General features: G+C 61.4%; 16 protein-coding genes. 10 read left to right on the top strand and 6 right to left on the bottom strand.

The features are described 5' to 3' along the window. Positions 1-219 precede the first annotated feature (219 nt). From ntrC to glnA, 3 genes are all read right to left on the bottom strand, one after another. The gene (ntrC, locus tag ABVN19_RS20970) at positions 220-1,656 is read right to left on the bottom strand and encodes a nitrogen regulation protein NR(I) (protein ID WP_028943974.1); all 1,437 of its coding nucleotides are present in this window, start codon (positions 1,654-1,656) and stop codon (positions 220-222) included. After that, positions 1,653-2,738 (bottom strand): nitrogen regulation protein NR(II), encoded by a 1,086-nt coding sequence (gene glnL, locus ABVN19_RS20965; RefSeq protein ID WP_028943975.1) that lies wholly within the window; start codon positions 2,736-2,738, stop codon positions 1,653-1,655. The genes ntrC and glnL overlap by 4 nt, the downstream gene beginning before the upstream one ends. A 376-nt stretch (positions 2,739-3,114) precedes the next feature. Then, entirely contained in the window at positions 3,115-4,521 is a 1,407-nt protein-coding gene (glnA, locus tag ABVN19_RS20960; RefSeq protein ID WP_028943976.1) for a glutamate--ammonia ligase, read from the bottom strand. Between the two features lie 332 nt (positions 4,522-4,853). Here glnA and thiI point away from each other — a divergent pair, with 332 nt between their 5' ends. Then, entirely contained in the window at positions 4,854-6,308 is a 1,455-nt protein-coding gene (thiI, locus tag ABVN19_RS20955) for a tRNA uracil 4-sulfurtransferase ThiI (protein WP_028943977.1), read from the top strand. Between the two features lie 128 nt (positions 6,309-6,436). Beyond that, complete coding sequence (typA, locus tag ABVN19_RS20950; protein WP_028943978.1) at positions 6,437-8,260, top strand: translational GTPase TypA; 1,824 nt, start codon at positions 6,437-6,439, stop codon at positions 8,258-8,260. 119 nt (positions 8,261-8,379) lie between these two features. On the opposite strand, the gene ABVN19_RS20945 is transcribed toward typA, so the two are convergent. After that, complete coding sequence (locus tag ABVN19_RS20945) at positions 8,380-8,787, bottom strand: YkgJ family cysteine cluster protein (RefSeq protein ID WP_028943979.1); 408 nt, start codon at positions 8,785-8,787, stop codon at positions 8,380-8,382. A gap of 198 nt (positions 8,788-8,985) precedes the next feature. On the opposite strand from ABVN19_RS20945, the gene ABVN19_RS20940 reads away from it, so the two are divergent. From ABVN19_RS20940 to ABVN19_RS20930, 3 genes are all read left to right on the top strand, one after another. Then, a complete protein-coding gene (locus tag ABVN19_RS20940) occupies positions 8,986-11,436 on the top strand; it encodes a glycogen/starch/alpha-glucan phosphorylase (protein ID WP_105641889.1) in 2,451 nt (816 codons plus the stop codon). Positions 11,437-11,577: 141 nt separating this feature from the next. Beyond that, positions 11,578-12,588: a class 1 fructose-bisphosphatase gene (locus tag ABVN19_RS20935; RefSeq protein ID WP_028943981.1), complete on the top strand. Its 1,011-nt coding sequence runs from the start codon at positions 11,578-11,580 to the stop codon at positions 12,586-12,588. A gap of 3 nt (positions 12,589-12,591) precedes the next feature. Beyond that, on the top strand, positions 12,592-13,188 hold the full coding sequence (locus tag ABVN19_RS20930) for a DUF924 family protein (protein WP_028943982.1): 597 nt from the start codon (positions 12,592-12,594) through the stop codon (positions 13,186-13,188). Between the two features lie 64 nt (positions 13,189-13,252). On the opposite strand, the gene ABVN19_RS20925 is transcribed toward ABVN19_RS20930, so the two are convergent. Further along, the gene (locus tag ABVN19_RS20925) at positions 13,253-15,145 is read right to left on the bottom strand and encodes a methyl-accepting chemotaxis protein (protein WP_105641890.1); all 1,893 of its coding nucleotides are present in this window, start codon (positions 15,143-15,145) and stop codon (positions 13,253-13,255) included. Between the two features lie 234 nt (positions 15,146-15,379). Between ABVN19_RS20925 and ABVN19_RS20920 the strand changes: the two genes are divergently transcribed. Then, positions 15,380-15,634 carry a hypothetical protein gene (locus ABVN19_RS20920; RefSeq protein ID WP_028943984.1) on the top strand — a complete coding sequence of 85 codons (255 nt, stop codon included), beginning with the start codon at positions 15,380-15,382 and terminating at the stop codon, positions 15,632-15,634. After that, positions 15,631-16,206, top strand: coding sequence for a lipocalin family protein (locus tag ABVN19_RS20915; protein WP_028943985.1), 576 nt, complete (start codon positions 15,631-15,633; stop codon positions 16,204-16,206). Before ABVN19_RS20920 ends, ABVN19_RS20915 begins: the two co-directional genes overlap by 4 nt. 136 nt (positions 16,207-16,342) lie before the next feature. Here ABVN19_RS20915 and ABVN19_RS20910 read toward each other — a convergent pair whose 3' ends face one another. After that, positions 16,343-17,707, bottom strand: a complete 1,365-nt coding sequence (locus tag ABVN19_RS20910) for a formimidoylglutamate deiminase (protein ID WP_028943986.1) — start codon at positions 17,705-17,707, stop codon at positions 16,343-16,345. 142 nt (positions 17,708-17,849) lie between these two features. Between ABVN19_RS20910 and hutC the strand changes: the two genes are divergently transcribed. From hutC to hutU, 3 genes are all read left to right on the top strand, one after another. Further along, a complete protein-coding gene (gene hutC / locus ABVN19_RS20905; protein WP_167332117.1) occupies positions 17,850-18,560 on the top strand; it encodes a histidine utilization repressor in 711 nt (236 codons plus the stop codon). Beyond that, the gene (locus ABVN19_RS20900; RefSeq protein ID WP_028943988.1) at positions 18,557-19,129 is read left to right on the top strand and encodes a HutD family protein; all 573 of its coding nucleotides are present in this window, start codon (positions 18,557-18,559) and stop codon (positions 19,127-19,129) included. Before hutC ends, ABVN19_RS20900 begins: the two co-directional genes overlap by 4 nt. Positions 19,130-19,427: 298 nt before the next feature. Continuing rightward, a complete protein-coding gene (gene hutU / locus ABVN19_RS20895; RefSeq protein ID WP_353632767.1) occupies positions 19,428-21,107 on the top strand; it encodes a urocanate hydratase in 1,680 nt (559 codons plus the stop codon). Positions 21,108-21,172 lie beyond the last annotated feature (65 nt).

The raw sequence follows: 21,172 nt of genomic DNA, 5'->3' as shown, positions 1-21,172 counted from the left end.
GGCCTGCCTGTACCAAGGTCCCCAAAACTGGAGTACTCATACTAATGCAGGGTGTGTGCCAGTTTTGTTGCAGTGCGCAAAATGGTGGGTTTGGCGGGGTTTCGCGTTATCTGAAAGGGATTCTGTGCCTTAGCGCGGTGCGTGGGGCACAGGTTCGGTGCAGTTTTCGCGGGGCAAGCCTGCTCCTGCGGCAGGAGCGGGCTTGTCCCGCGATCGCTTTTAACCCTCGTCGTCGCCGTCCTCGTCACTGCCATCGACCTTCATCCCCAACTCCTTGATCTTGCGCGTCAGGGTGTTGCGTCCCCAGCCCAATAGCACGGCCGCATCGCGACGACGCCCGGCGGTGTGCTTGAGGGCGGTCTCGATCATGATTCGCTCGAAGCTCGGCACCGCGCTGTCGAGCAGGCTCGACTGGCCGCGTGACAGCGCCTGGTCAGCCCACTGGCGCAGGGCTTGCTCCCAGTTGGTGACCGGGGCGGCGTCTTGAGGCAGGTTGAGCAGCTCCGGCGGCAGGTCGCCGACATGCACTTCCCGGCCCGAGGCCATTACGGTGATCCAGCGGCAGGTGTTCTCCAGCTGGCGTACGTTGCCGGGCCAGGGCAGGTTACGCATGTACTCTTCGGTCTCGGCCTTGAGCAGCTTGGGCTCTACCGCCAGCTCCTGGGCCGCCCGGCCAAGGAAGTGACGAGCCAGGGTCGGGATGTCTTCGCGACGGTCGGCCAGGCGTGGAATATGGATGCGGATCACGTTCAGACGGTGGAACAGGTCTTCACGAAACTTTCCGGCCTGTACCAGGGTTTCCAGGTTCTGGTGGGTGGCGGCGATGATGCGTACATCGACTTTCACGGGTACATGACCACCGACCCGATAGAACTCGCCGTCGGCCAGTACCCGCAGCAGGCGTGTCTGGGTGTCGGCCGGCATGTCGCCGATCTCGTCGAGGAACAGCGTGCCGCCATCGGCCTGCTCGAAGCGGCCGCGACGCAGGTTGGCTGCGCCGGTGAAGGCCCCTTTTTCGTGACCGAACAGCTCGGACTCCATCAGGTCCTTGGGAATGGCGGCCATGTTCAGGGCAATGAACGGGGAGGCTGCGCGTGGGCTATGGCGGTGCAGGGCGTGGGCGACGAGCTCTTTGCCGGTGCCCGATTCGCCATTGATCAACACGGTGATGTTGGAGTGGCTCAGGCGACCGATTGCGCGGAACACCTCCTGCATCGCCGGCGCTTCGCCGATGATTTCCGGGGTGCGGGTCAAGGTGGGGGCAACGTCCAGGCCTTGCTGTTCCTGGGCGTGCTGGTTGGCGCGCTTGACCAGCGATACCGCTTCATCGACGTCGAACGGTTTTGGCAGGTACTCGAACGCTCCACCCTGGTAGGAGGCCACTGCGCTGTCGAGGTCCGAATGTGCGGTCATGATGATCACCGGCAGGCGCGGGTGCTGCTCGCGGATCTGCGCCAACAGGTCCAGGCCACTGGCCCCGGGCATGCGGATGTCGGAGATGATCACGTCCGGCTGCTGGCGTGCCAGGCGGCTCATGACACCATCGGCGCTGTCGAAACTCTGGGTGGTCATGCCCTCCTGTTGCAGGGCTTTTTCCAGGACCCAGCGGATGGAGCGGTCATCGTCGACGATCCAGACGGTTTCACTACGGCTCATGAGGCGGAGGCTCCTTGTTCCAGTGGCAGGAAGATCGAGAAGGTGGTGTGGCCAGGATGGCTGTCACACTCGATCAGGCCCTGGTGCTGGCTGATGATGTTCTGGGTAATGGCCAGGCCCAGCCCGGTACCGTCCGGACGGCCGCTGACCATGGGGTAGAAAATGGTTTCCTGCAGCTCGGCCGGAATACCCGGGCCGTTGTCGATGATTTCGACCTTGGCCACCAGGCGATGGCGGGTGTGGCCGATGGTGAACTGGCGCATCGCGCGGGTGCGCAGGCTGATGCGGCCCAGGCGCAGCTCATTCTGGCCGCTGATTGCCTGCATCGCGTTGCGCACGATATTGAGTACCGCCTGGATCATCTGTTCACGGTCGATCAGTACGTCCGGCAGGCTTGGGTCGTAGTCGCGCGCCAAGGTGATGCCACCCTGGCTTTCGGCCTCGACCAGGCTGCAGACCCGCTCGAGCACTTCGTGGATGTTGGTCATTGCCAGCGACGGCAGTTTATTCGAGCCGAGCATGCGGTCGACGAGGTTACGCAGGCGGTCGGCCTCCTCGATGATCACGTTGGTGTAATCCTTGAGGCCTTCTTCAGGCAGCTCCCGGGACAGCAACTGCGCCGCGCCGCGAATGCCGCCCAGCGGGTTCTTGATTTCATGCGCCAGGCCGCGCACCAGCATTTTGGTGGTTTCCTGCTTGGACAGCTGGGCTTCCTCCTTGGTGATGCGCAGCAAGCGATCACGCGGGTGGACCTCCAGCAACAGCAAGGTCTGGCCTTTGCTCAGGATTGGCGTCACCGCGTAGTCGACGGTCTGGGTCTGGCCGGTCAGGGAGGTCAGCTGCGCCTCGCGCTTGGTGAAGGGGTGGGCGTGCTCCACCGCCTGGCGCAAGGAGTTGAGTGCCTCGGGCGATTCGGTAAACAACTCGCTGATGAATTGCCCATGGCTGCGCTGGCCGCTGATGGCCAGGAGCATTTCCGCTGCCGGGTTCATGTACTCAAGACGCAGATCGGCATTGAGCAGGATGGTGGCAGTGGTCAGGTTGTCCAGTAGCAGTCGGTGCAGGGCATCGCTGATGGTCATGGCGCGTCGGTGACCTCTTTTGGTGATCTGCGGTTACAAGGAAAATGCAAAAATTAAACCAAAGCTCCGAAAAGAAGCGTAATCCCCTGAAATGGGGCCATGGCTGCGCAGGAAATCACTGATTTGCCTGGTATTGGCAGAAAATTGAACCAAATTGGGGTGTTTTCAGATTGGGCGCATCCCCTTATGCACCACTATAGAGCACTGTAGTTTTCGCGGGGCAAGCCTGCCGCTACCTGGCGACTGCTGCGCAGTCGATCGCAGCCTCGTTTCTCGGCAGCGGCTACGCATTGCAAGTTGAGCCTGGCCGCGAGGCGGTTTTGAAGGCAAAAAAAAGGCCTCCCGATGGGAGGCCTCTCTACGTCACGTCACGAAATCAGCAGCTGTAGTACAGCTCGTATTCCAGTGGGTGTACGAAGGTGCGGACCTTGATTTCTTCTTCGCTCTTCAGCGCGATGTAGGCATCGATGAAGTCGTCGGAGAACACGCCGCCCTTGGTCAGGAACGCACGGCCCTTGTCCAGCTCTTCCAGGGCTTCTTTCAGGCTGCCACACACCTGTGGGATTTCCTTGGCCTCTTCAGGCGGCAGGTCGTACAGGTTCTTGTCGGCGGCATCGCCTGGGTGGATCTTGTTCTGGATACCGTCCAGGCCGGCCATCATCAGTGCAGCGAAGCACAGGTATGGGTTGGCCGCCGGGTCCGGGAAGCGCGCTTCGATACGGCGGGCTTTCGGGCTGGAAACGTAAGGAATACGGATCGAGGCGGAACGGTTGCGCGCCGAGTAGGCCAGCATGACCGGGGCTTCGAAGCCAGGTACCAGACGCTTGTAGGAGTTGGTAGCCGGGTTGGTGAAGCCGTTCAGGGCCTTACCGTGCTTGATGATGCCGCCGATGAAGTACAGGGCGGTGTCGGACAGGCCGGCATAGCCTTCGCCGGAGAAGGTGTTCTTGCCATCTTTGGAGATGGACATGTGTACGTGCATGCCCGAGCCGTTGTCGCCGTACAGTGGCTTAGGCATGAAGGTAGCGGTGCGGCCGTAGGCGTCGGCAACGTTGTGTACGCAGTACTTGAGGGTCTGAACTTCGTCAGCCTTCTTCACCAGGGTGTTGAATTGCACGCCGATTTCGTTCTGGCCGGCAGTGGCAACTTCGTGGTGGTGTACTTCGATGACCAGGCCCATTTCTTCCATGGCATTACACATGGCAGTACGGATTTCGTGGTCGTGGTCGAACGGAGGTACTGGGAAGTAGCCGCCTTTGACGCCTGGGCGGTGGCCTTTGTTGCCGCCTTCGACGTCCTGGTCGGACATCCATGAACCTTGCTCGGAGTAGATCTTGAACATCGAGCCGGAGATGTCGGACTTGAACTTCACTTCGTCGAAGATGAAGAACTCGGGCTCTGGACCGACGAAGACGGTGTCACCGATACCGGTGGTCTTCAGGTACTCTTCGGCGCGGCGGGCGATGGCGCGTGGGTCGCGGTCGTAGCCTTGCATGGTCGAAGGTTCGATGATGTCGCAGACCAGAATCAGGGTCGGCTCTTCGGTGAACGGGTCCAGAACGGCGGAGGAGTCGTCCGGCATCAGGATCATGTCGGAAGCTTCGATGCCTTTCCAGCCGGCAATGGAGGAACCGTCGAACATCTTGCCGGCTTCGAAGAAGTCTTCGTCCAGGGCATCACGCGACGGCATGGTCACGTGATGTTGAATGCCTTTGGTGTCCGTGAAGCGCAGATCAATCCATTTAACGTCATGATCTTTGATGAGTTGAACCGACTTCGACATAGTGTCCTCCGGGGTGGGGTAGAGCTTGCCTGTGCAGCCCTTGAATTTGGGTGATGCCGGGCGCGAATAGTCGGCCAAGGCAACCTGCCTCACAAGGGAGCAAATTGCATGCCAGTGCCCCGGTTTGGAATTTTTGCCCCATTCCTATGCGTTTCAGGGGCAATGAGCCGAAATGTCAGACAATTTATGCACCCTTAGGAGGCGTAAATGAGGTTGTAGGCACCAATTTGGTGCAGCGTAAACCTTCTGTACATTAATTGGTTAAACCTTGAGCAATTTCCGCTATAATCCGCGCCCCACTTTTTTAGTCGGCATTGCGCGCGCTGTTTTCAATGAAACTAATCGTAAAAGTCTTCCCAGAGATCACCATCAAGAGCCGCCCGGTTCGCAAGCGCTTCATCCGTCAACTGGGCCGCAACATCCGTACCGTGCTCAAGGACCTCGATCCTGCGCTCGCGGTTGACGGTGTCTGGGACAACCTCGAGGTGGTCACCCGCATCGAGGACGAGAAAGTCCTGCGCGAGATGATCGAGCGTCTGACCTGCATGCCGGGCATCGCCCACTTCCTGCAGGTCGACGAGTACCCGCTGGGCGACTTCGACGATATCGTCGCCAAGTGCAAGACCCACTTCGGTCACCTGCTGCCCGGCAAGCGCTTTGCGGTGCGTTGCAAGCGCGGCGGTCACCACGACTTCACCTCGATGGATGTCGACCGTTATGTCGGCAGCCAGCTGCGCCAGCAGTGCGGCGCCGCCGGTATCGACCTGCGCACCCCAGAGGTCGAGGTACGCATCGAGGTACGTGACAAGCTGCTGTATGTGATCCACAACCAGCACAAGGGCATCGGCGGCTACCCGCTGGGCACGCTGGAGCAGACCCTGGTGCTGATGTCCGGTGGTTTCGACTCCACCGTGGCGGCCTACCAGATGATGCGTCGCGGCCTGATGACCCACTTCTGCTTCTTCAACCTTGGCGGCCGTGCCCACGAACTGGGCGTGATGGAAGTCGCCCACTTCCTGTGGAAGAAATACGGCAGTAGCCAGCGCGTGCTGTTCGTCAGCGTGCCCTTTGAAGAAGTAGTGGGCGAGATTCTCGGCAAGGTCGACAACAGCTACATGGGCGTGACCCTGAAGCGCATGATGCTGCGCGCTGCGACCAATATCGCCGACCGCCTGGAGATCGACGCCCTGGTAACCGGCGAGGCGATCTCCCAGGTGTCCAGCCAGACCCTGCCGAACCTGGCGGTGATCGACTCGGCCACCGAGAAGCTGGTACTGCGTCCGCTGCTGGCCAGCCACAAGCAGGACATCATCGACCAGGCCAACGAGATCGGTACCGCCGAGTTCGCCAAACACATGCCTGAATACTGCGGCGTGATTTCGGTGAACCCGACCACGTGCGCCAAGCGTCATCGCCTTGAACATGAAGAAAAGCAGTTCGACATGGCTGTGCTCGAGCGCGCCCTGGAGCGTGCTCGCCTGGTGTCCATCGACCATGTGATCGATGAACTTGGCCAGGATATCCAGATCGAAGAAGTCAGCCAGGCGCTGGCCGGGCAAGTGGTGATCGACATTCGCCACCCCGACGCCCAGGAAGACCAGCCCCTGGAACTGGACGGCATCGAGGTCAAAGCCATGCCGTTCTACGCCCTGAACAGTCGCTTCAAGGAGCTGGACGCTACGCGCCAGTACCTGCTGTATTGCGACAAGGGTGTGATGAGTCGCCTGCATGCCCATCATTTGCTCAGTGAGGGACATGCCAATGTGCGCGTTTATCGTCCGACATAAAACGCCGGGGCTATATGGCGGGAGCATCCGCCATCGCCCTCCCGACCTGCGGGCCCGTTGAGTGCCATTCATTCATATTGGCCGCCTAGACTGGGCGGCAACCCGAATCCTCTGATCGAGATACACACGTGATCGAAAATCTGCGTAACATCGCCATCATCGCCCACGTTGACCATGGTAAAACCACCCTGGTCGACAAACTCCTGCGTCAGTCCGGCACTCTGGAGCGTAACGAGCTCAACGACGAGCGCGTCATGGACTCCAACGACCAGGAAAAAGAGCGCGGTATTACCATTCTGGCGAAAAACACCGCCATCAACTGGAACGGCTACCACATCAACATCGTCGACACCCCCGGCCACGCCGACTTCGGTGGCGAGGTTGAGCGTGTAATGTCGATGGTCGACTCCGTACTGCTGCTGGTCGACGCTCAAGACGGCCCTATGCCGCAAACCCGTTTCGTGACCAAGAAGGCCTTCGAAGCCGGCCTGCGTCCAATCGTGGTCATCAACAAGGTCGACCGTCCTGGCGCGCGTCCTGACTGGGTTCTGGACCAGATCTTCGATCTGTTCGACAACCTGGGTGCCACCGAAGAACAGTTGGACTTCAAAGTCGTCTACGCCTCGGCCCTGAACGGCATTGCCGGTCTGGACCACACCGACATGGCCGAAGACATGACCCCGCTGTACCAGTCGATCATCGACAACGTACCGGCGCCGGCTGTTGACCGTGACGGTCCGTTCCAGATGCAGATCTCGGCACTGGACTACAACAGCTTCCTGGGTGTTATCGGCGTTGGCCGTATCGCTCGTGGTCGCGTCAAGCCGAACACCCCGGTCGTGGCTATCGACGTCGACGGCAAGAAGCGCAACGGTCGTATCCTGAAGCTGATGGGTCACCACGGTCTGCACCGCGTTGACGTTGAAGAAGCTCAGGCTGGCGACATCGTCTGCATCAGCGGTTTCGACGAGCTGTTCATCTCCGACACCCTGTGCAGCCCTGACGCGGTCGAAGCGATGAAGCCGCTGACCGTCGACGAGCCAACCGTTTCGATGACCTTCCAGGTCAACGACTCGCCGTTCTGCGGTAAAGAAGGCAAGTTCGTCACCAGCCGCAACATCAAAGAGCGTCTGGACAAAGAGCTGCTGTACAACGTTGCACTGCGCGTTGAAGAAGGCGACTCGGCTGACAAGTTCAAGGTTTCCGGTCGTGGTGAGCTGCACCTGTCGGTTCTGATCGAAACCATGCGTCGTGAAGGCTTCGAAATGGGCGTTGGTCGTCCAGAAGTGATCATCCGCGAAGTCGACGGCGTCAAGCACGAGCCGTTCGAGAACGTCACCATCGACATCCCTGAAGATTCGCAGGGCAAGGTCATGGAAGAAATGGGTCTGCGTAAAGGCGACCTGACCAACATGGTTCCGGATGGCAAGGGCCGTGTACGCCTGGAATACAACATTCCAGCCCGTGGTCTGATCGGTTTCCGTAACCAGTTCCTGACCCTGACCAACGGTGCAGGTATCCTGACCTCGATCTTCGATCGCTACGCTCCGATGAAGTCCGGCCACATGTCCGGTCGTCAGAACGGCGTACTGGTATCGGTAGAGACCGGCAAGGCACTGACCTACTCCCTGGAAACCCTGCAGGCGCGCGGCAAGCTGTTCGTCGAGCACGGCCAGGAAATCTACAACGGTCAGATCGTTGGTCTGAACAGCCGTGACAACGACCTGGGCGTCAACCCTACCAAGGGCAAGAAGCTCGACAACATGCGTGCTTCGGGTAAAGACGAAACCATCGCTCTGGTTCCACCTGTTCGCTTCACCCTGGAACAGGCTCTGGAATTCATCCAGGACGACGAGCTGTGCGAAGTGACTCCTAAGTCGATCCGTCTTCGCAAGAAGATCCTCGACGAAGGCGAGCGTACCCGCGCTGCCAAGAAAGCCAAGGCTAACTAAGCCCGGCTGAAACGAAAACGCCCCCGGTCGCAAGGCCGGGGGCGTTTTTGTTTGTTTGCTAAGCCAATCGCGGGGCAAGCCTGCTCCCACTGTGGGAGCGGGCTTGCCCCGCGATGCGTCTAGCGGCGTGCTGCAGGTTTTGGAATGTACGCGCAATAGCCCGGGCGTGGTCCGATCCGCGGGTGGTTGCGGCAGGTGTCGGGGCGCTTGTCGTAAATGGTGCACAGGCGGCTTTTACGATCCAGGTACAAGCAGTCATCGTTGCTCATCTGCGCCAGGGTGAATATTCCCGACTTCTGATTGAAGCGCTGAATGATCCCGTCTTTCTGCAAACGCTTGGCGATGTTCTTTGGCGGCTCGCCCACCTCGAACTCATCCACCACGCCCATGCGGATCAGGTCTTTGATTTTCACTTCCGTCGGCAAGGAGCAGCAGGTCGAGTTGCAGCCTCCACACATATGGCTTTGGTATTTCTGCCAGGTATCCAGGCGGTCGACTTCGGCGGCGGCAATCAGGGTCGGTTTCATCAGGCTCAGGTTATTAGATGTTCTGGTGGGCGCGCGATCATACCGGAGTTGATCAAAATGTGAACAACCATTTGCCGGTTGCCCGTCTGCACGCTCGCTTTTGCGTACAAACTCCAGAACCTGCGCTGACGCTCTGTGTCGAAGGGTCTAGGCTGAACAGTCTCCATCCGCATTCGTCAACTTGCCCGAGGACGTCGCATGTCTCAGGAACCACTCGCACGTGACGCAGAGGTGGCCGCGTTTCGCACCGCTGTGCTGGATAAATTGACTTACGCCGTCGGCAAGGACCCGGAGCACGCTTTCGAGCACGACTGGTTCGAGGCCATCGCCCTGGCGGCCCGTGATCACATGGTCGATCACTGGATGGATCACACCCGGCAGATCTACCGCAAGAGCCAGAAGCGGGTGTACTACCTGTCACTGGAGTTTCTCATCGGCCGCTTGCTCTACGACAGCCTGAGCAACCTGGGCCTGCTGGACATTGCCCGTGAGGCCTTGAGCGGGCTGGATGTCGATCTTGAGCGTATTCGCCTGCTGGAACCCGACGCGGCACTGGGTAATGGCGGCCTGGGTCGATTGGCGGCATGCTTCATGGAGAGCATGTCGACCCTGGGCATCGCGGCCCACGGCTATGGCATTCGCTACGAACATGGCCTGTTCCGCCAGGCGGTGGTCGATGGTTGGCAGCAGGAGCAGACCGAGAACTGGCTGGATTTCGGCAACCCCTGGGAGTTCGAGCGTGCCGAGGTGATCTACCCGATCAGCTTCGGCGGTAGCGTGGAAACCGTGCATGACGCCAACGGCCAGCAGCGCCAGGTCTGGTGGCCGGCCGAAACCGTCCGTGCGGTGGCCTACGACACGCCGGTGGTCGGCTGGCGCGGATCCAGCGTCAACACCTTGCGGCTATGGCGGGCGCGGGCGCTGGAGGAGCTGCACCTTGAGCGCTTCAATGCCGGCGACCATCTGGGGGCGGTAGCCGAAGTAGCCCGCGCCGAAAGCATCTCGCGGGTGCTGTACCCGGCCGACAGCACCGAGGCCGGCCAGGAGCTGCGCCTGCGCCAGGAGTACTTTTTTGTCTGTGCCTCGCTGCAGGACCTGCTGCGCCGTCACCTGAACATGCACGACAGCCTGCTCAACCTGCATGAGTCGGCGGCAATCCAGCTCAACGACACCCACCCCTCGATCGCCGTGGCCGAGCTGATGCGCCTGCTGGTCGACCAGCACGAGGTGCCCTGGGACACTGCCTGGCAACTGACCGTCGATACCCTGGCCTACACCAACCACACCCTGCTGCCCGAAGCCCTGGAAACCTGGCCGGTGGGGTTGATGGAGCGCATGCTGCCGCGGCACATGCAGATCATCTACCTGATCAACGCCTTTCATATCGACGCCCTGCGCGCCAAGGGCATTCACGATTTCGACGTGCTGCGCGCCGTGTCGTTGATCGAGGAAGACAATGGCCGGCGGGTGCGCATGGGCAACCTGGCGTTTCTCGGCTCGCACAGTGTCAACGGCGTCTCGGCGCTGCACACCAAGCTGATGCGCAGCACGGTGTTTTCCGAGCTGCACAAGCTGTATCCGGAGCGGATCAACAACAAGACCAACGGCATCACCTTTCGCCGCTGGCTTTTCCAGGCCAACCCACAGCTCACCGCCATGCTGGTCGAGGCCCTGGGCCCCGAGGTGCTCGACGATCCGCAAGGCAGGCTGCGGGCGTTGGAATCATTCGCCGACAAGCCGGCCTTCTGCAAGCAGTTCGCTGCCCAGCGCCTGCACAGCAAGCGCGCCCTGGCCAGCCTGATCCAGGAGCGCCTGGGCACCACGGTCAACCCCGAGGCGATGTTCGATGTGCAGGTCAAGCGCATCCACGAGTACAAGCGCCAGTTGCTCAACCTGCTGCACACCGTGGCCCTGTACCAGGCGATCCGCGCCGAGCCAGGCATGGGCTGGGTGCCGCGGGTGAAGATCTTCGCCGGCAAGGCGGCGGCCAGTTACCACCAGGCCAAACTGATCATCAAGCTGAGCAACGACATCGCCCGGGTGGTGAACAACGACCCGACCGTGCGCGGCCTGCTCAAGGTGGTGTTCCTGCCCAACTACAACGTGAGTCTTGCCGAAAGCATCATTCCGGCGGCTGATCTTTCCGAGCAGATATCCACCGCCGGTTACGAGGCATCGGGCACCAGCAACATGAAGTTCGGCCTCAACGGCGCGCTGACCATCGGTACCCTCGATGGCGCCAACGTGGAGATGAGCCAGGAGGTGGGGACCGAGAACATGTTCATCTTCGGCTTGAGCGCCCAGCAGGTCGAGGCCCGTAAGCGCAGTGGCGACTTTGGCGCGAGCACCGCGATCGGCGCCTCCCATCGGCTCAATGATGTGCTCCAGGCCATTCGTGGCGGGGTGTTTTCGCCCGACGACCCGGCCCGCTACGTGGGGTTGGTGGACTCGCTGGTAGCCTATGACCGCTTTCTGGTGTGCGCCGATTTCGATGCGTACTGGGAGGCGCAACTGCGTGTCGAAGCGCTCTGGCGCGACCCCAGGCAGTGGTGGCGCACGGCGGTGCTCAACACCGCGCGCATGGGCTGGTTCTCCTCCGATCGGACCATTCGCGAGTACGCGACGCAGATCTGGAGAGCCCTGGACTAAGCTGCATGCATCGGCCCGGGAGTGATGAACTCTCGGGCCGATGTGCCGTCTGATCGGGCAAGCGTGTCTCATTGCTCGCTAGCGCTTCACTCTCCCTGTAAACTGCGTGGGTTTTTATTACCCCATTCTTCGGAGCCTTACATGTCCCGCGTTACCCTGAGTCGCTATTTGATTGAGCAGACCCGCAGCAACAGTACCCCTGCCGATCTGCGCTTCCTGATCGAAGTGGTGGCGCGTGCGTGCAAGGAAATCAGCCACAACGTCTCCAAGGGCGCCCTGGGCGGCGTTCTGGGCAGCATGGGCACTGAAAACGTGCAGGGCGAAGTCCAGAAGAAACTGGACGTGATTTCCAACGACATCCTGCTCGAAGCCAACGAGTGGGGCGGTCACCTGGCCGGCATGGCGTCCGAAGAAATGGACAACGCCTACCAGATCCCGGGCAAATACCCGAAGGGCGCCTACCTGTTGGTATTCGACCCGCTGGACGGTTCGTCGAACATCGACGTCAACGTGTCGGTCGGCACCATCTTCTCGGTCCTGCGTTGCCCTAACGAGTATCTGAGCCAGAACGAAAGCCTGAACGAGCAGGCCTTCCTGCAGCCAGGCACCAAGCAGGTTGCTGCCGGCTACGCGATCTACGGCCCGCAAACCATGCTGATCCTGACCCTGGGCAACGGCGTCAAGGGCTTCACCCTGGACCGCGAGCTCGGCAGTTTCGTCCTGACCCACGAGAACATCAAGGTGCCGGAAACCACCGCCGAGTTCGCCATCAACATGTCCAACCAGCGTCACTGGGAAGCCCCGGTCAAGCGCTACGTCGGCGAGTTGCTGGAAGGTGAGACCGGCCCGCTGAAAAAGAACTACAACATGCGCTGGATCGCCTCGATGGTTGCCGACGTGCATCGCATCCTGACCCGCGGCGGCCTGTTCATGTACCCGCGCGATGCCCGCGAGCCTTCCAAACCGGGCAAGCTGCGCCTGATGTACGAAGCCAACCCGATGTCCTTCATCATCGAACAGGCCGGCGGTGCATCCACCGACGGCAACCAGCGCATCCTCGACATCCAGCCCGAGAGCCTGCACCAGCGTGTGGCGGTGTTCCTCGGTTCCAAGCAGGAAGTCGAGCGCGTTACCGGTTATCACCAGGAGTAAGTCATGCTCGCACCTTGGCAGCCGTTGCTGGAGTGGTGGTTCGGATGGGGCACCAGCCCCCAGGACGTCGCTGACGAGAAGAGTACGCTGTGGTTTGGCAAGCACCACGACGCCGAGGCGCAAGAGCGTTTCGGCGACCTGGTCGAACAAGCCCTGGCCGGCGGTCTGGAAGAGTGGCTGCAAAGCCCGCAGGGTTGGCTTGGCCTGGTCCTGCTGCTCGACCAGCTGCCGCGTATGATCTACCGCGACACGCCGCGTGCCTTCGATGGCGACCGGCGTGCCCAGGTGCTGGTGATGCAGGGTCTGGACAAGGCCTGGGACTATCAACTGCTGCCGATCCAGCGGGTGTTCATCCTGCTGGTGCTGGAACATGCCGAAGTGCTGGACTGGCAGAACGTCAGCATCGAACGCTATCGCTTGTTGCTCGATGCCCAACCCGACAGCGACCGGCGTTTGTTCGAGGGTTTCCTCGATTACGCCGAACAGCACCAGCGAGTGATTGCCCGCTTTGGTCGGTTCCCGCACCGCAATCTGATCCTGAATCGGCCAAGTACCGATGAAGAGATGGATTTCTTGCTGGAGCCGGGTTCGCGGTTCTGAGCTGGATTCAATCGTGGGGCAAGCCCGCTCCTGCCACAGGAGCGGGCTTGCCCCGCGATCAGTTTCAGATCCTGAAACTCCCCACCAGATGCTTCAACCGCTCGACCTGATGCTCCAGGTCATTGCAGGCACGCAACGTCGCTTGCAGGTTCTCCACCCCTTCCTGATTCAGCGTATTGATCTCGGTAATGTCGACATTGATCGATTCGACCACAGCCGTCTGCTCTTCAGTGGCGGTGGCCACCGACTGGTTCATGCCATCGATCTCGCCGATACGCTGGGTCACGCTGCCCAGTCGCTCACCCGCCTGGTTGGCGATCCCTACACTGTGTTCGCTGTGGCTCTGGCTTTCGGTCATGGTGCTGACCGCAACGCGGGCACCGGCCTGCAGTTCCTCGATGATGCGCTGTACCTGTTGCGCCGAGTCCTGAGTACGGTGGGCCAGGTTGCGGACTTCGTCGGCGACCACGGCAAAGCCGCGGCCGGCTTCACCGGCGCGGGCCGCCTCGATGGCGGCATTGAGCGCCAGCAGGTTGGTCTGCTGGGAAATGCCACTGATCACTTCGAGAATCTGGCCGATGTTCACCGTGTTGGCGTTCAGGGTCTCGATGTTGCCGCACGAATCGCTGATCTTCGCTGACAGCTGGTTCATCACCTCGATGGTCTGCTCGACCACCTGCTGGCCATCGGCAGCCAGGTTGCGTGCTTCGCTGGAGTGCTGGGAGGCGAGGGCGGCGTTCTGGGCGATTTCCTGGGCAGCGGCACCGAGCTCGTTGATGGCTGCTGCCACGCTGCTGGTGCGGCTTGATTGCTGGTCGGCATTGAAAATCGACGCGTTGGAGGCGCTCACCACCCGCAGGGCAACTTCGTTGACCTGGCCGCTGGCCGAGGCCACTTCGCGGATCGACTCGTGGATGCGCTCGACGAAGCGATTGAATGACTGGCCCAGGCTGCCGAACTCATCCTGGCCGTGAATGGCCAGACGGCGGGTGAGGTCGCCTTCACCTTCGGCGATATCGTGCATGGCCCGGCCCATCACATGCAGCGGTTCCATCAGCACGCGAATCAGCACGCCGAGCAGGGCGATGATGATCAGCACGGCGATCACCGTGGCGATGATGGCCGTGGTGCGCAGCTCGCTGAGCATGGCGAAGGCGAAGTCCTGGTCGAGTTCCAGGGCCACATACCAGTCCGCCGATGGCACGCCGCTGACCTTGGTGAAAGTGATGAACTGGGCGTTGCCGCCGCGCTCGGTTTCCTTGAGCCCGCTGCCGATCTGCGGGGTATGCCGAGGGTAGGCTTCGCTGAGGTTCTTCAGCACAAGCTTCGAATCGGGATGTACCAGGATCTTGCCGTCACCGTTGACGATGAACGCCTGGCCGTGACCGTCGAAGTTGAGTGCGTTGATGATCGCACTGATGCTGTCCAGGTCGGTGTCGGCACCGTTGATGCCGATCAGTCGGCCCTGGTACTGCACGGGTGTGGCCAGGGTGATCACCAGCTTGTTCGCCGAGGCCGAGATGTACGGTTCGGTGATGATGGTCTGCCCGGCACTGCTGGCGGCCTTGTACCAGCCCCGTACGCGTGGGTCGTAGTCCGCGGCGCGGTTGCCCAGCGGCACCGACTGCATGTAGCCGTCCTGGCCGCCGAAATAGGTCAGCAGGAAATTGCTGCCATACACCGGCAAATTGAGGCTACGAGTCAGGCTGTCTTTGCTGGCGCCATCGACGGCCACCTGCTGGGACAGTGACTGCAGGATCTGGATGCGGCTTTGCAGCCAGGTCTGGATGTTGCTGCTGGTCAGGCTGCCCAGTTCCTGCATCGACGCCTGGGTGTTGGCGAGCAGCGTCTGGCGCTGGCGGTAGTCGTTGAACAGGATGAAGCAGGTAAAGGCGACAGCAACCACCAGGGCGGCGGCGAGCAGAATCTTGTGGCTGAACTTCAGGTTTTTTGTCATTGCGGAGTCTGTCTGCACAAGGCGGGTCAACGGAGAGGGCGCGGCAATACGTCGCAGCGCCTTTCTGTGTCGTCCGCTCCAGGCAAAAGATTAGGTCGTTGCAGGTCTATACGACCAAAGGCAGGGATTTGGCGTCAGGAAAGCGTGCAGCGCCGGGAACCAGAACCCGTTTTTCCCTTCTAAGCTGTCGGTAGGCCACTGCGCCTGCACCCTCATGTCCAGGAGTGACCCTTCATGTCGTTGCGTTCCCTCGCCCTGCTGTCCTTGTGCGTGTTTCTGACTGCGTGCAACAAGATCAATCAGGAAAACTATTCAAAGATCAAAGCCGGTATGGCGAAGGCCGAAGTCGAGCAATTGCTTGGCGCCCCCAAGGAGTGCTCCGGCGCACTGGGCATGTCCAGTTGCACCTGGGGTGACGAGAAAACCTTCATCAGCGTGCAGTACGCCGCCGACAAGGTGCTGATGTACTCCGGGCAGGGACTCAAATGAAACGGCTACACCTGCTGCTGGCCCTGTGCGCCGGCTTGATCCTGGGTGGCTGTGCCAACTCGGGAACGGGCCCGGTACCGCCCAAGACCGTCGAAAAGGTCGACCTCAAGCGTTATCAGGGCAAATGGTTCGAACTGGCGCGTCTGCCGATGTACTTCCAGCGCGACTGCGCCCAGTCCGAGGCGCACTACAACCTCAAGCCTGACGGTACGATGGGTGTGCTCAACCGCTGCATGACCCTTGAAGGCGAATGGCAGGAAGCCAGCGGCACTGCCTCGCCGCAGGAGCCAGGCAAGACCGACAAGCTCTGGGTAACATTCGACAACTGGTTCTCGAAAGTGCTGCCGGGTGGCATCAAGGGCGACTATTGGGTGCTCTACATCGGCGACGACTACCAGACCGCGCTGGTCGGTAATCCGGATCGCAAGTACTTGTGGATCCTGTCGCGCAAGCCGGTGATCCCGGCGCTGGAGCGCGAGAGCCTGCTGGCCAAGGCACGCCAGCAGGGGTATGACACGACCCGCCTGATCTGGCGGGTGTCGGACCGGGACATGGTGGCGCACAAGCGCTGATGGCTGTGGGAGCAGCGGTGCGGGTATTCCAGGCTGTGAATATTTGATGGTTGGACGGGCCTCTTGCGGGGCAAGTCGAGACGTCGCACCGCCGCTCCCACAGGATTTGTAGGAGCGGGCTTGCCCCGCGATCCGCTTACCCCAGCAACGTGCGCAGTACCCCGGCGAACGCCCGGGCACTCTCTTCCTCATCGGCATGGCGCCCCTGGCGCACTACCCACGTGCCGTTGACCATCACATCCCGCACCTGGCGATCGCCGCCGGCAAACAACCAGCGGTTGAGGATGCCGTCGTCACTGGCAGTGGCCAGGTACGGATCGTTGCCGTCGAGCACCAGCCAGTCAGCCCGTTTGCCCACCGCCAGCTCGCCTATCGGCTGCCCCAGCGCCTGGGCGCCGCCACTCAAGGCTGCGTCATACAAGGTGCGTCCGACCATCGGCTGATCGCCCCGGTACAGGCGATTGCGGCGCTGGTCGCGCAGGCGCTGGCCATATTCGAGCCAGCGCAGCTCTTCGACCACGCTCAGTGACACATGGCTGTCTGAGCCGATGCCCAGGCGACCGCCCTGGGCCAGGTAGTCTACCGCCGGGAAGATGCCGTCACCCAGGTTGGCCTCGGTGGTCAGGCACAGGCCGGCAACGGCACCGCTGCGGGCCATCAGTTGCACTTCATCGGGTTCGGCATGGGTGGCGTGGACCAGGCACCAGCGCGGGTCGACTTCGGTGTTTTCGAACAACCACTGCAAGGGCCGGCGCCCGCTCCAGCTCAGGCAGTCGTCGACTTCCTTCTGTTGCTCGGCAATGTGGATATGCACCGGGCAGCCTTTGTCGCTGGCCGCCAGTACCTGGGCAACCTGCTCCGGCGTCACTGCGCGCAGGGAGTGAAAGCACAGGCCCAGCCGTTGTGCCGGTTGGCGGGTCAGTTGCGGCACCAGTCGCGCCTGCAAGTCCAGATACTGCTCGGTGCTGTTGATAAAGCGCCGTTGGCCTTCATTGGGGGCCTGGCCGCCGAACCCCGAATGGCTGTAGAGCACGGGCAGCAGGGTCAGGCCGATGCCGCTGCTGCTGGCCGCCTGGCTGATGCGCAGCGACAACTCGGCAGGGTCGGCATAGGCTTGACCCTGGGTGTCATGGTGAACGTAGTGGAATTCGGCGACCGAGGTGTAGCCGGCCTTGAGCATCTCGATGTATAGCTGGCGGGCGATGACCTGCAACTGCTCGGGGCTGATCTTGCCGACCAGTCGGTACATCAGCTCGCGCCAGGTCCAGAAGCTGTCATTGGGGTTGCCGGCGACTTCGGCAAGCCCGGCCATGGCGCGTTGGAAGGCATGGGAGTGCAGGTTGGGCATGCCCGGCAGCAGCGGGCCTGCCAGGCGTTCGGCACCTTGGGCCGAGCCGCCAGGCTGAATGCGTGCCAGTAGGCCATCGGCGCCGACCTCGATACGGACGTTTTCGGCCCAACCCGTAGGCAGCAAAGCGCGCTCGGCAAAGAAGACGGACATCGACCCACACCTCATTGTGATTATTTGTATATACATATACAGACGTTTGCCTGCTGGGTAAACTCCGGCAAGCTACCGTTCATTCAACCGAACAAGGATATCTTCCGTGCCGACACCTCCTGTCTCCGCGCTGGTTGCCCAGATGGGCGAGGGTCCGGCGCCGCTGTATGCCCGGGTCAAGCAGATGATTGCCCAACAGATCCAGAATGGCAGCTGGCCGCCGCACCATCGGGTGCCGTCGGAAAGCGAACTGGTCACCCAGCTGGGTTTCAGCCGCATGACCATCAACCGCGCCTTGCGTGAGCTGACCGCCGAAGGATTGTTGGTGCGCATGCAAGGCGTGGGGACCTTCGTGGCCGAGCCCAAGACCCGCTCGGCGCTGTTCGAGGTCAACAACATTGCCGACGAGATCGCGGTCCGTGGTCATGAGCACAGTTGCAAGGTGGTGATCCTGGCCGAGGAGGCCGCCGGTTCCGAGCGCGCCCTGGCCCTGGACATGCGCGAAGGCCAGCGAGTGTTCCATTCTTTGATCGTGCATTACGAAAACGGCATTGCCGTGCAGATCGAAGACCGCTTCGTCAATGCAGCGGTCGCACCCGATTACCTCAAGCAGGACTTCACCCGGCAAACTCCCTACGCCTATTTGTCCCAGGTTGCACCGCTGACCGAAGGCGAGCATGTGGTCGAGGCGATTCTGGCCGAGCCGGAAGAATGCCGCCTGCTGCAAATCGAACAGAGCGAGCCGTGCCTGCTGATCCGCCGCCGCACCTGGTCGGGCCGCGTGCCGGTCACGGCGGCTCGCCTGATTCACCCCGGTTCCCGTCACCGTCTGGAAGGACGCTTCAGCAAATGAGCCAGTTGCAGGTTTTACGCGCCAAAGACTACCCCCGCATGCCGTGGAAGAACGGTGGCGGCAGTACTGAAGAAATCACCCGCGATGCGGGTGTGGGCCTGGACGGCTTCGGCTGGCGCCTGTCGATAGCCGATATCGCCGAGTCGGGCGGTTTTTCCAGCTTCGCCGGTTACCAGCGGATCATCACCGTGCTCGAAGGCGAGGGTATGCGCCTGCTGGTCGATGGCCAGCCCACAAGGCCGCTGTTGCCGTTCGATGCCTTTGCCTTCAGGGGTGAGAGCCAGGTCAGTTGCACGTTGCTTGGTGCCTCGATTCGCGACTTCAACCTGATCTACGCCCCCGAGCGTTACCAGGCTCGCCTGCAGTGGCTCGACGGCACTCAACGGGCATTCAGCTCGGCCTCGACCGTGCTGCTGTTCGCGGTTTCTGCCCAGGTGGACGTCGCCGTAGCCGGGCAGGGGGAGCACCGACTTGGTCGCTACGATTGCCTGCAGCTTGAAGGCAACCACAGCCTGCAGACGATCAACATACAAGGCCGCTGCTGCCTGATCGAGCTGTCCCCGCACTGAAGACGTAACAGCCTCGGGCCACATACGGTGGCCGGGGCTGTTACCGATTGACCCGAAGTGGTGCAACGCCACTGGTCGGCTTCTCCTTCCGAAAAACACCGCCCAAAAAAATATTTCAGACCTTGTCCAAGGCCTGCGGGGCTTTAGCGCCTGCATCAGCGCCGCTTGAAGGACGCGTGCGAGAAGTTGGCATTTCAATTGCCTATGCTTGTACATACAAGTAAATATGTGTTTGTATAAGTCCATGACACACCCAATGCCTGGGTTGGTTTGGACTGATCGCTTAGGAGCCATTTCCGTGACTGACAACAATTTCAAAAAATTCCGTGACGTCGAAATCCGCGCAGCCCGCGGCAACAAGCTCACCGCCAAAAGCTGGCTGACTGAAGCCCCGCTGCGCATGCTGATGAACAACCTCGACCCGGAAGTGGCAGAGAACCCCAAGGAGCTGGTGGTTTATGGCGGCATCGGCCGCGCTGCACGCAACTGGGAGTGCTACGACAAGATCGTCGAGAGCCTCACCAACCTGAACGACGACGAAACCCTGCTGGTGCAGTCGGGCAAGCCGGTCGGTGTGTTCAAGACCCACAGCAACGCCCCGCGCGTGCTGATCGCCAACTCCAACCTGGTGCCGCACTGGGCCAACTGGGAACACTTCAACGAACTGGATGCCAAGGGCCTGGCCATGTACGGCCAGATGACCGCCGGCAGCTGGATCTACATCGGCAGCCAGGGCATCGTCCAGGGCACCTACGAAACCTTCGTCGAAGCCGGTCGCCAGCACTACAACGGCAGCCTCAAGGGCAAGTGGGTACTGACCGCAGGCCTGGGCGGCATGGGCGGTGCCCAGCCACTGGCCGCGACCCTGGCCGGTGCCTGCTCGCTGAACATCGAATGCCAGCAGAGCCGCATCGACTTCCGCCTGAGCAGCCGCTATGTCGACGAGCAAGCCAAGGACCTGGACGACGCCCTGGCCCGTATCGCCAAGTACACCGCCGAAGGCAAGGCCATCTCCATCGCCCTGCTGGGCAACGCCGCCGAAATCCTGCCGGAACTGGTCAAGCGTGGCGTGCGTCCCGACATGGTCACCGACCAGACCAGCGCCCACGACCCACTGAACGGCTACCTGCCAGCCGGCTGGACCTGGGAACAGTACCGCGACCGCGCCCAGACCGACCCGGCTGCCGTGGTCAAGGCTGCCAAGCAATCGATGGCCGTACACGTCCAGGCCATGCTCGATTTCCAGAAGCAGGGCATCCCGACCTTCGACTATGGCAACAACATTCGCCAGATGGCCAAGGAAGAAGGCGTCAGCAATGCCTTTGACTTCCCGGGTTTCGTACCGGCCTACATCCGTCCGCTGTTCTGCCGCGGTATCGGTCCGTTCCGCTGGGCGGCACTGTCGGGCAACGCTGAAGACATCTACAAGACCGACGCCAAGGTCAAGGAACTGATCGCCGACGACGCCCACCTGCACAACTGGCTGGACATGGCGCGCGAGCGCATCAGCTTCCAGGGCCTGCCGGCACGTATCTGCTGGGTTGGCCTGGGCCTGCGCGCCAAGATGGGCCTGGCCTTCAACGAAATGGTCCGCAGCGGCGAGCTGTCGGCGCCGATCGTCATCGGCCGCGACCACCTGGACTCGGGCTCGGTGTCCAGCCCCAACCGCGAGACCGAGTCGATGCAGGATGGCTCCGACGCCGTCTCCGACTGGCCACTGCTCAACGCCCTGCTCAATACCGCCAGCGGCGCGACCTGGGTTTCGCTGCACCACGGTGGCGGCGTCGGCATGGGCTTCTCCCAGCACTCGGGCATGGTGATCGTCTGCGACGGTACCGATGAAGCGGCCGAGCGTATCGCTCGCGTACTGCACAACGACCCGGCCACCGGCGTCATGCGTCACGCCGATGCCGGCTACCAGATCGCCATCGACTGCGCCAAGGAACAAGGCTTGAACCTGCCGATGATCACAGGCTGATCTTCGCCAATTGGTTGATACTGATATCTATGCAGGCGAATACGCCTCACGAGTACGGAGCATTA

Origin of the sequence: Pseudomonas vranovensis, assembly GCF_040438935.1 — a bacterium.
Classification (GTDB): domain Bacteria; phylum Pseudomonadota; class Gammaproteobacteria; order Pseudomonadales; family Pseudomonadaceae; genus Aquipseudomonas; species Aquipseudomonas vranovensis.
The sequence above is the reverse complement of the archived record's forward strand: the minus strand, read 5'-3'. Positions and strand labels throughout refer to the sequence as shown.

Excerpts from the sequence above, each read along its gene's own strand:
- ntrC (WP_028943974.1), bottom strand. The coding sequence starts at position 1,656 with ATGAGCCGTAGTGAAACCGTCTGGATCGTCGACGATGACCGCTCCATC.
- glnL (WP_028943975.1), bottom strand. The coding sequence starts at position 2,738 with ATGACCATCAGCGATGCCCTGCACCGACTGCTACTGGACAACCTGACC.
- glnA (WP_028943976.1), bottom strand. The coding sequence starts at position 4,521 with ATGTCGAAGTCGGTTCAACTCATCAAAGATCATGACGTTAAATGGATT.
- thiI (WP_028943977.1), top strand. The coding sequence starts at position 4,854 with ATGAAACTAATCGTAAAAGTCTTCCCAGAGATCACCATCAAGAGCCGC.
- ABVN19_RS20945 (WP_028943979.1), bottom strand. The coding sequence starts at position 8,787 with ATGAAACCGACCCTGATTGCCGCCGCCGAAGTCGACCGCCTGGATACC.
- ABVN19_RS20940 (WP_105641889.1), top strand. The coding sequence starts at position 8,986 with ATGTCTCAGGAACCACTCGCACGTGACGCAGAGGTGGCCGCGTTTCGC.
- ABVN19_RS20935 (WP_028943981.1), top strand. The coding sequence starts at position 11,578 with ATGTCCCGCGTTACCCTGAGTCGCTATTTGATTGAGCAGACCCGCAGC.
- ABVN19_RS20930 (WP_028943982.1), top strand. The coding sequence starts at position 12,592 with ATGCTCGCACCTTGGCAGCCGTTGCTGGAGTGGTGGTTCGGATGGGGC.
- ABVN19_RS20925 (WP_105641890.1), bottom strand. The coding sequence starts at position 15,145 with ATGACAAAAAACCTGAAGTTCAGCCACAAGATTCTGCTCGCCGCCGCC.
- ABVN19_RS20920 (WP_028943984.1), top strand. The coding sequence starts at position 15,380 with ATGTCGTTGCGTTCCCTCGCCCTGCTGTCCTTGTGCGTGTTTCTGACT.
- ABVN19_RS20915 (WP_028943985.1), top strand. The coding sequence starts at position 15,631 with ATGAAACGGCTACACCTGCTGCTGGCCCTGTGCGCCGGCTTGATCCTG.
- ABVN19_RS20910 (WP_028943986.1), bottom strand. The coding sequence starts at position 17,707 with ATGTCCGTCTTCTTTGCCGAGCGCGCTTTGCTGCCTACGGGTTGGGCC.
- hutC (WP_167332117.1), top strand. The coding sequence starts at position 17,850 with ATGGGCGAGGGTCCGGCGCCGCTGTATGCCCGGGTCAAGCAGATGATT.
- ABVN19_RS20900 (WP_028943988.1), top strand. The coding sequence starts at position 18,557 with ATGAGCCAGTTGCAGGTTTTACGCGCCAAAGACTACCCCCGCATGCCG.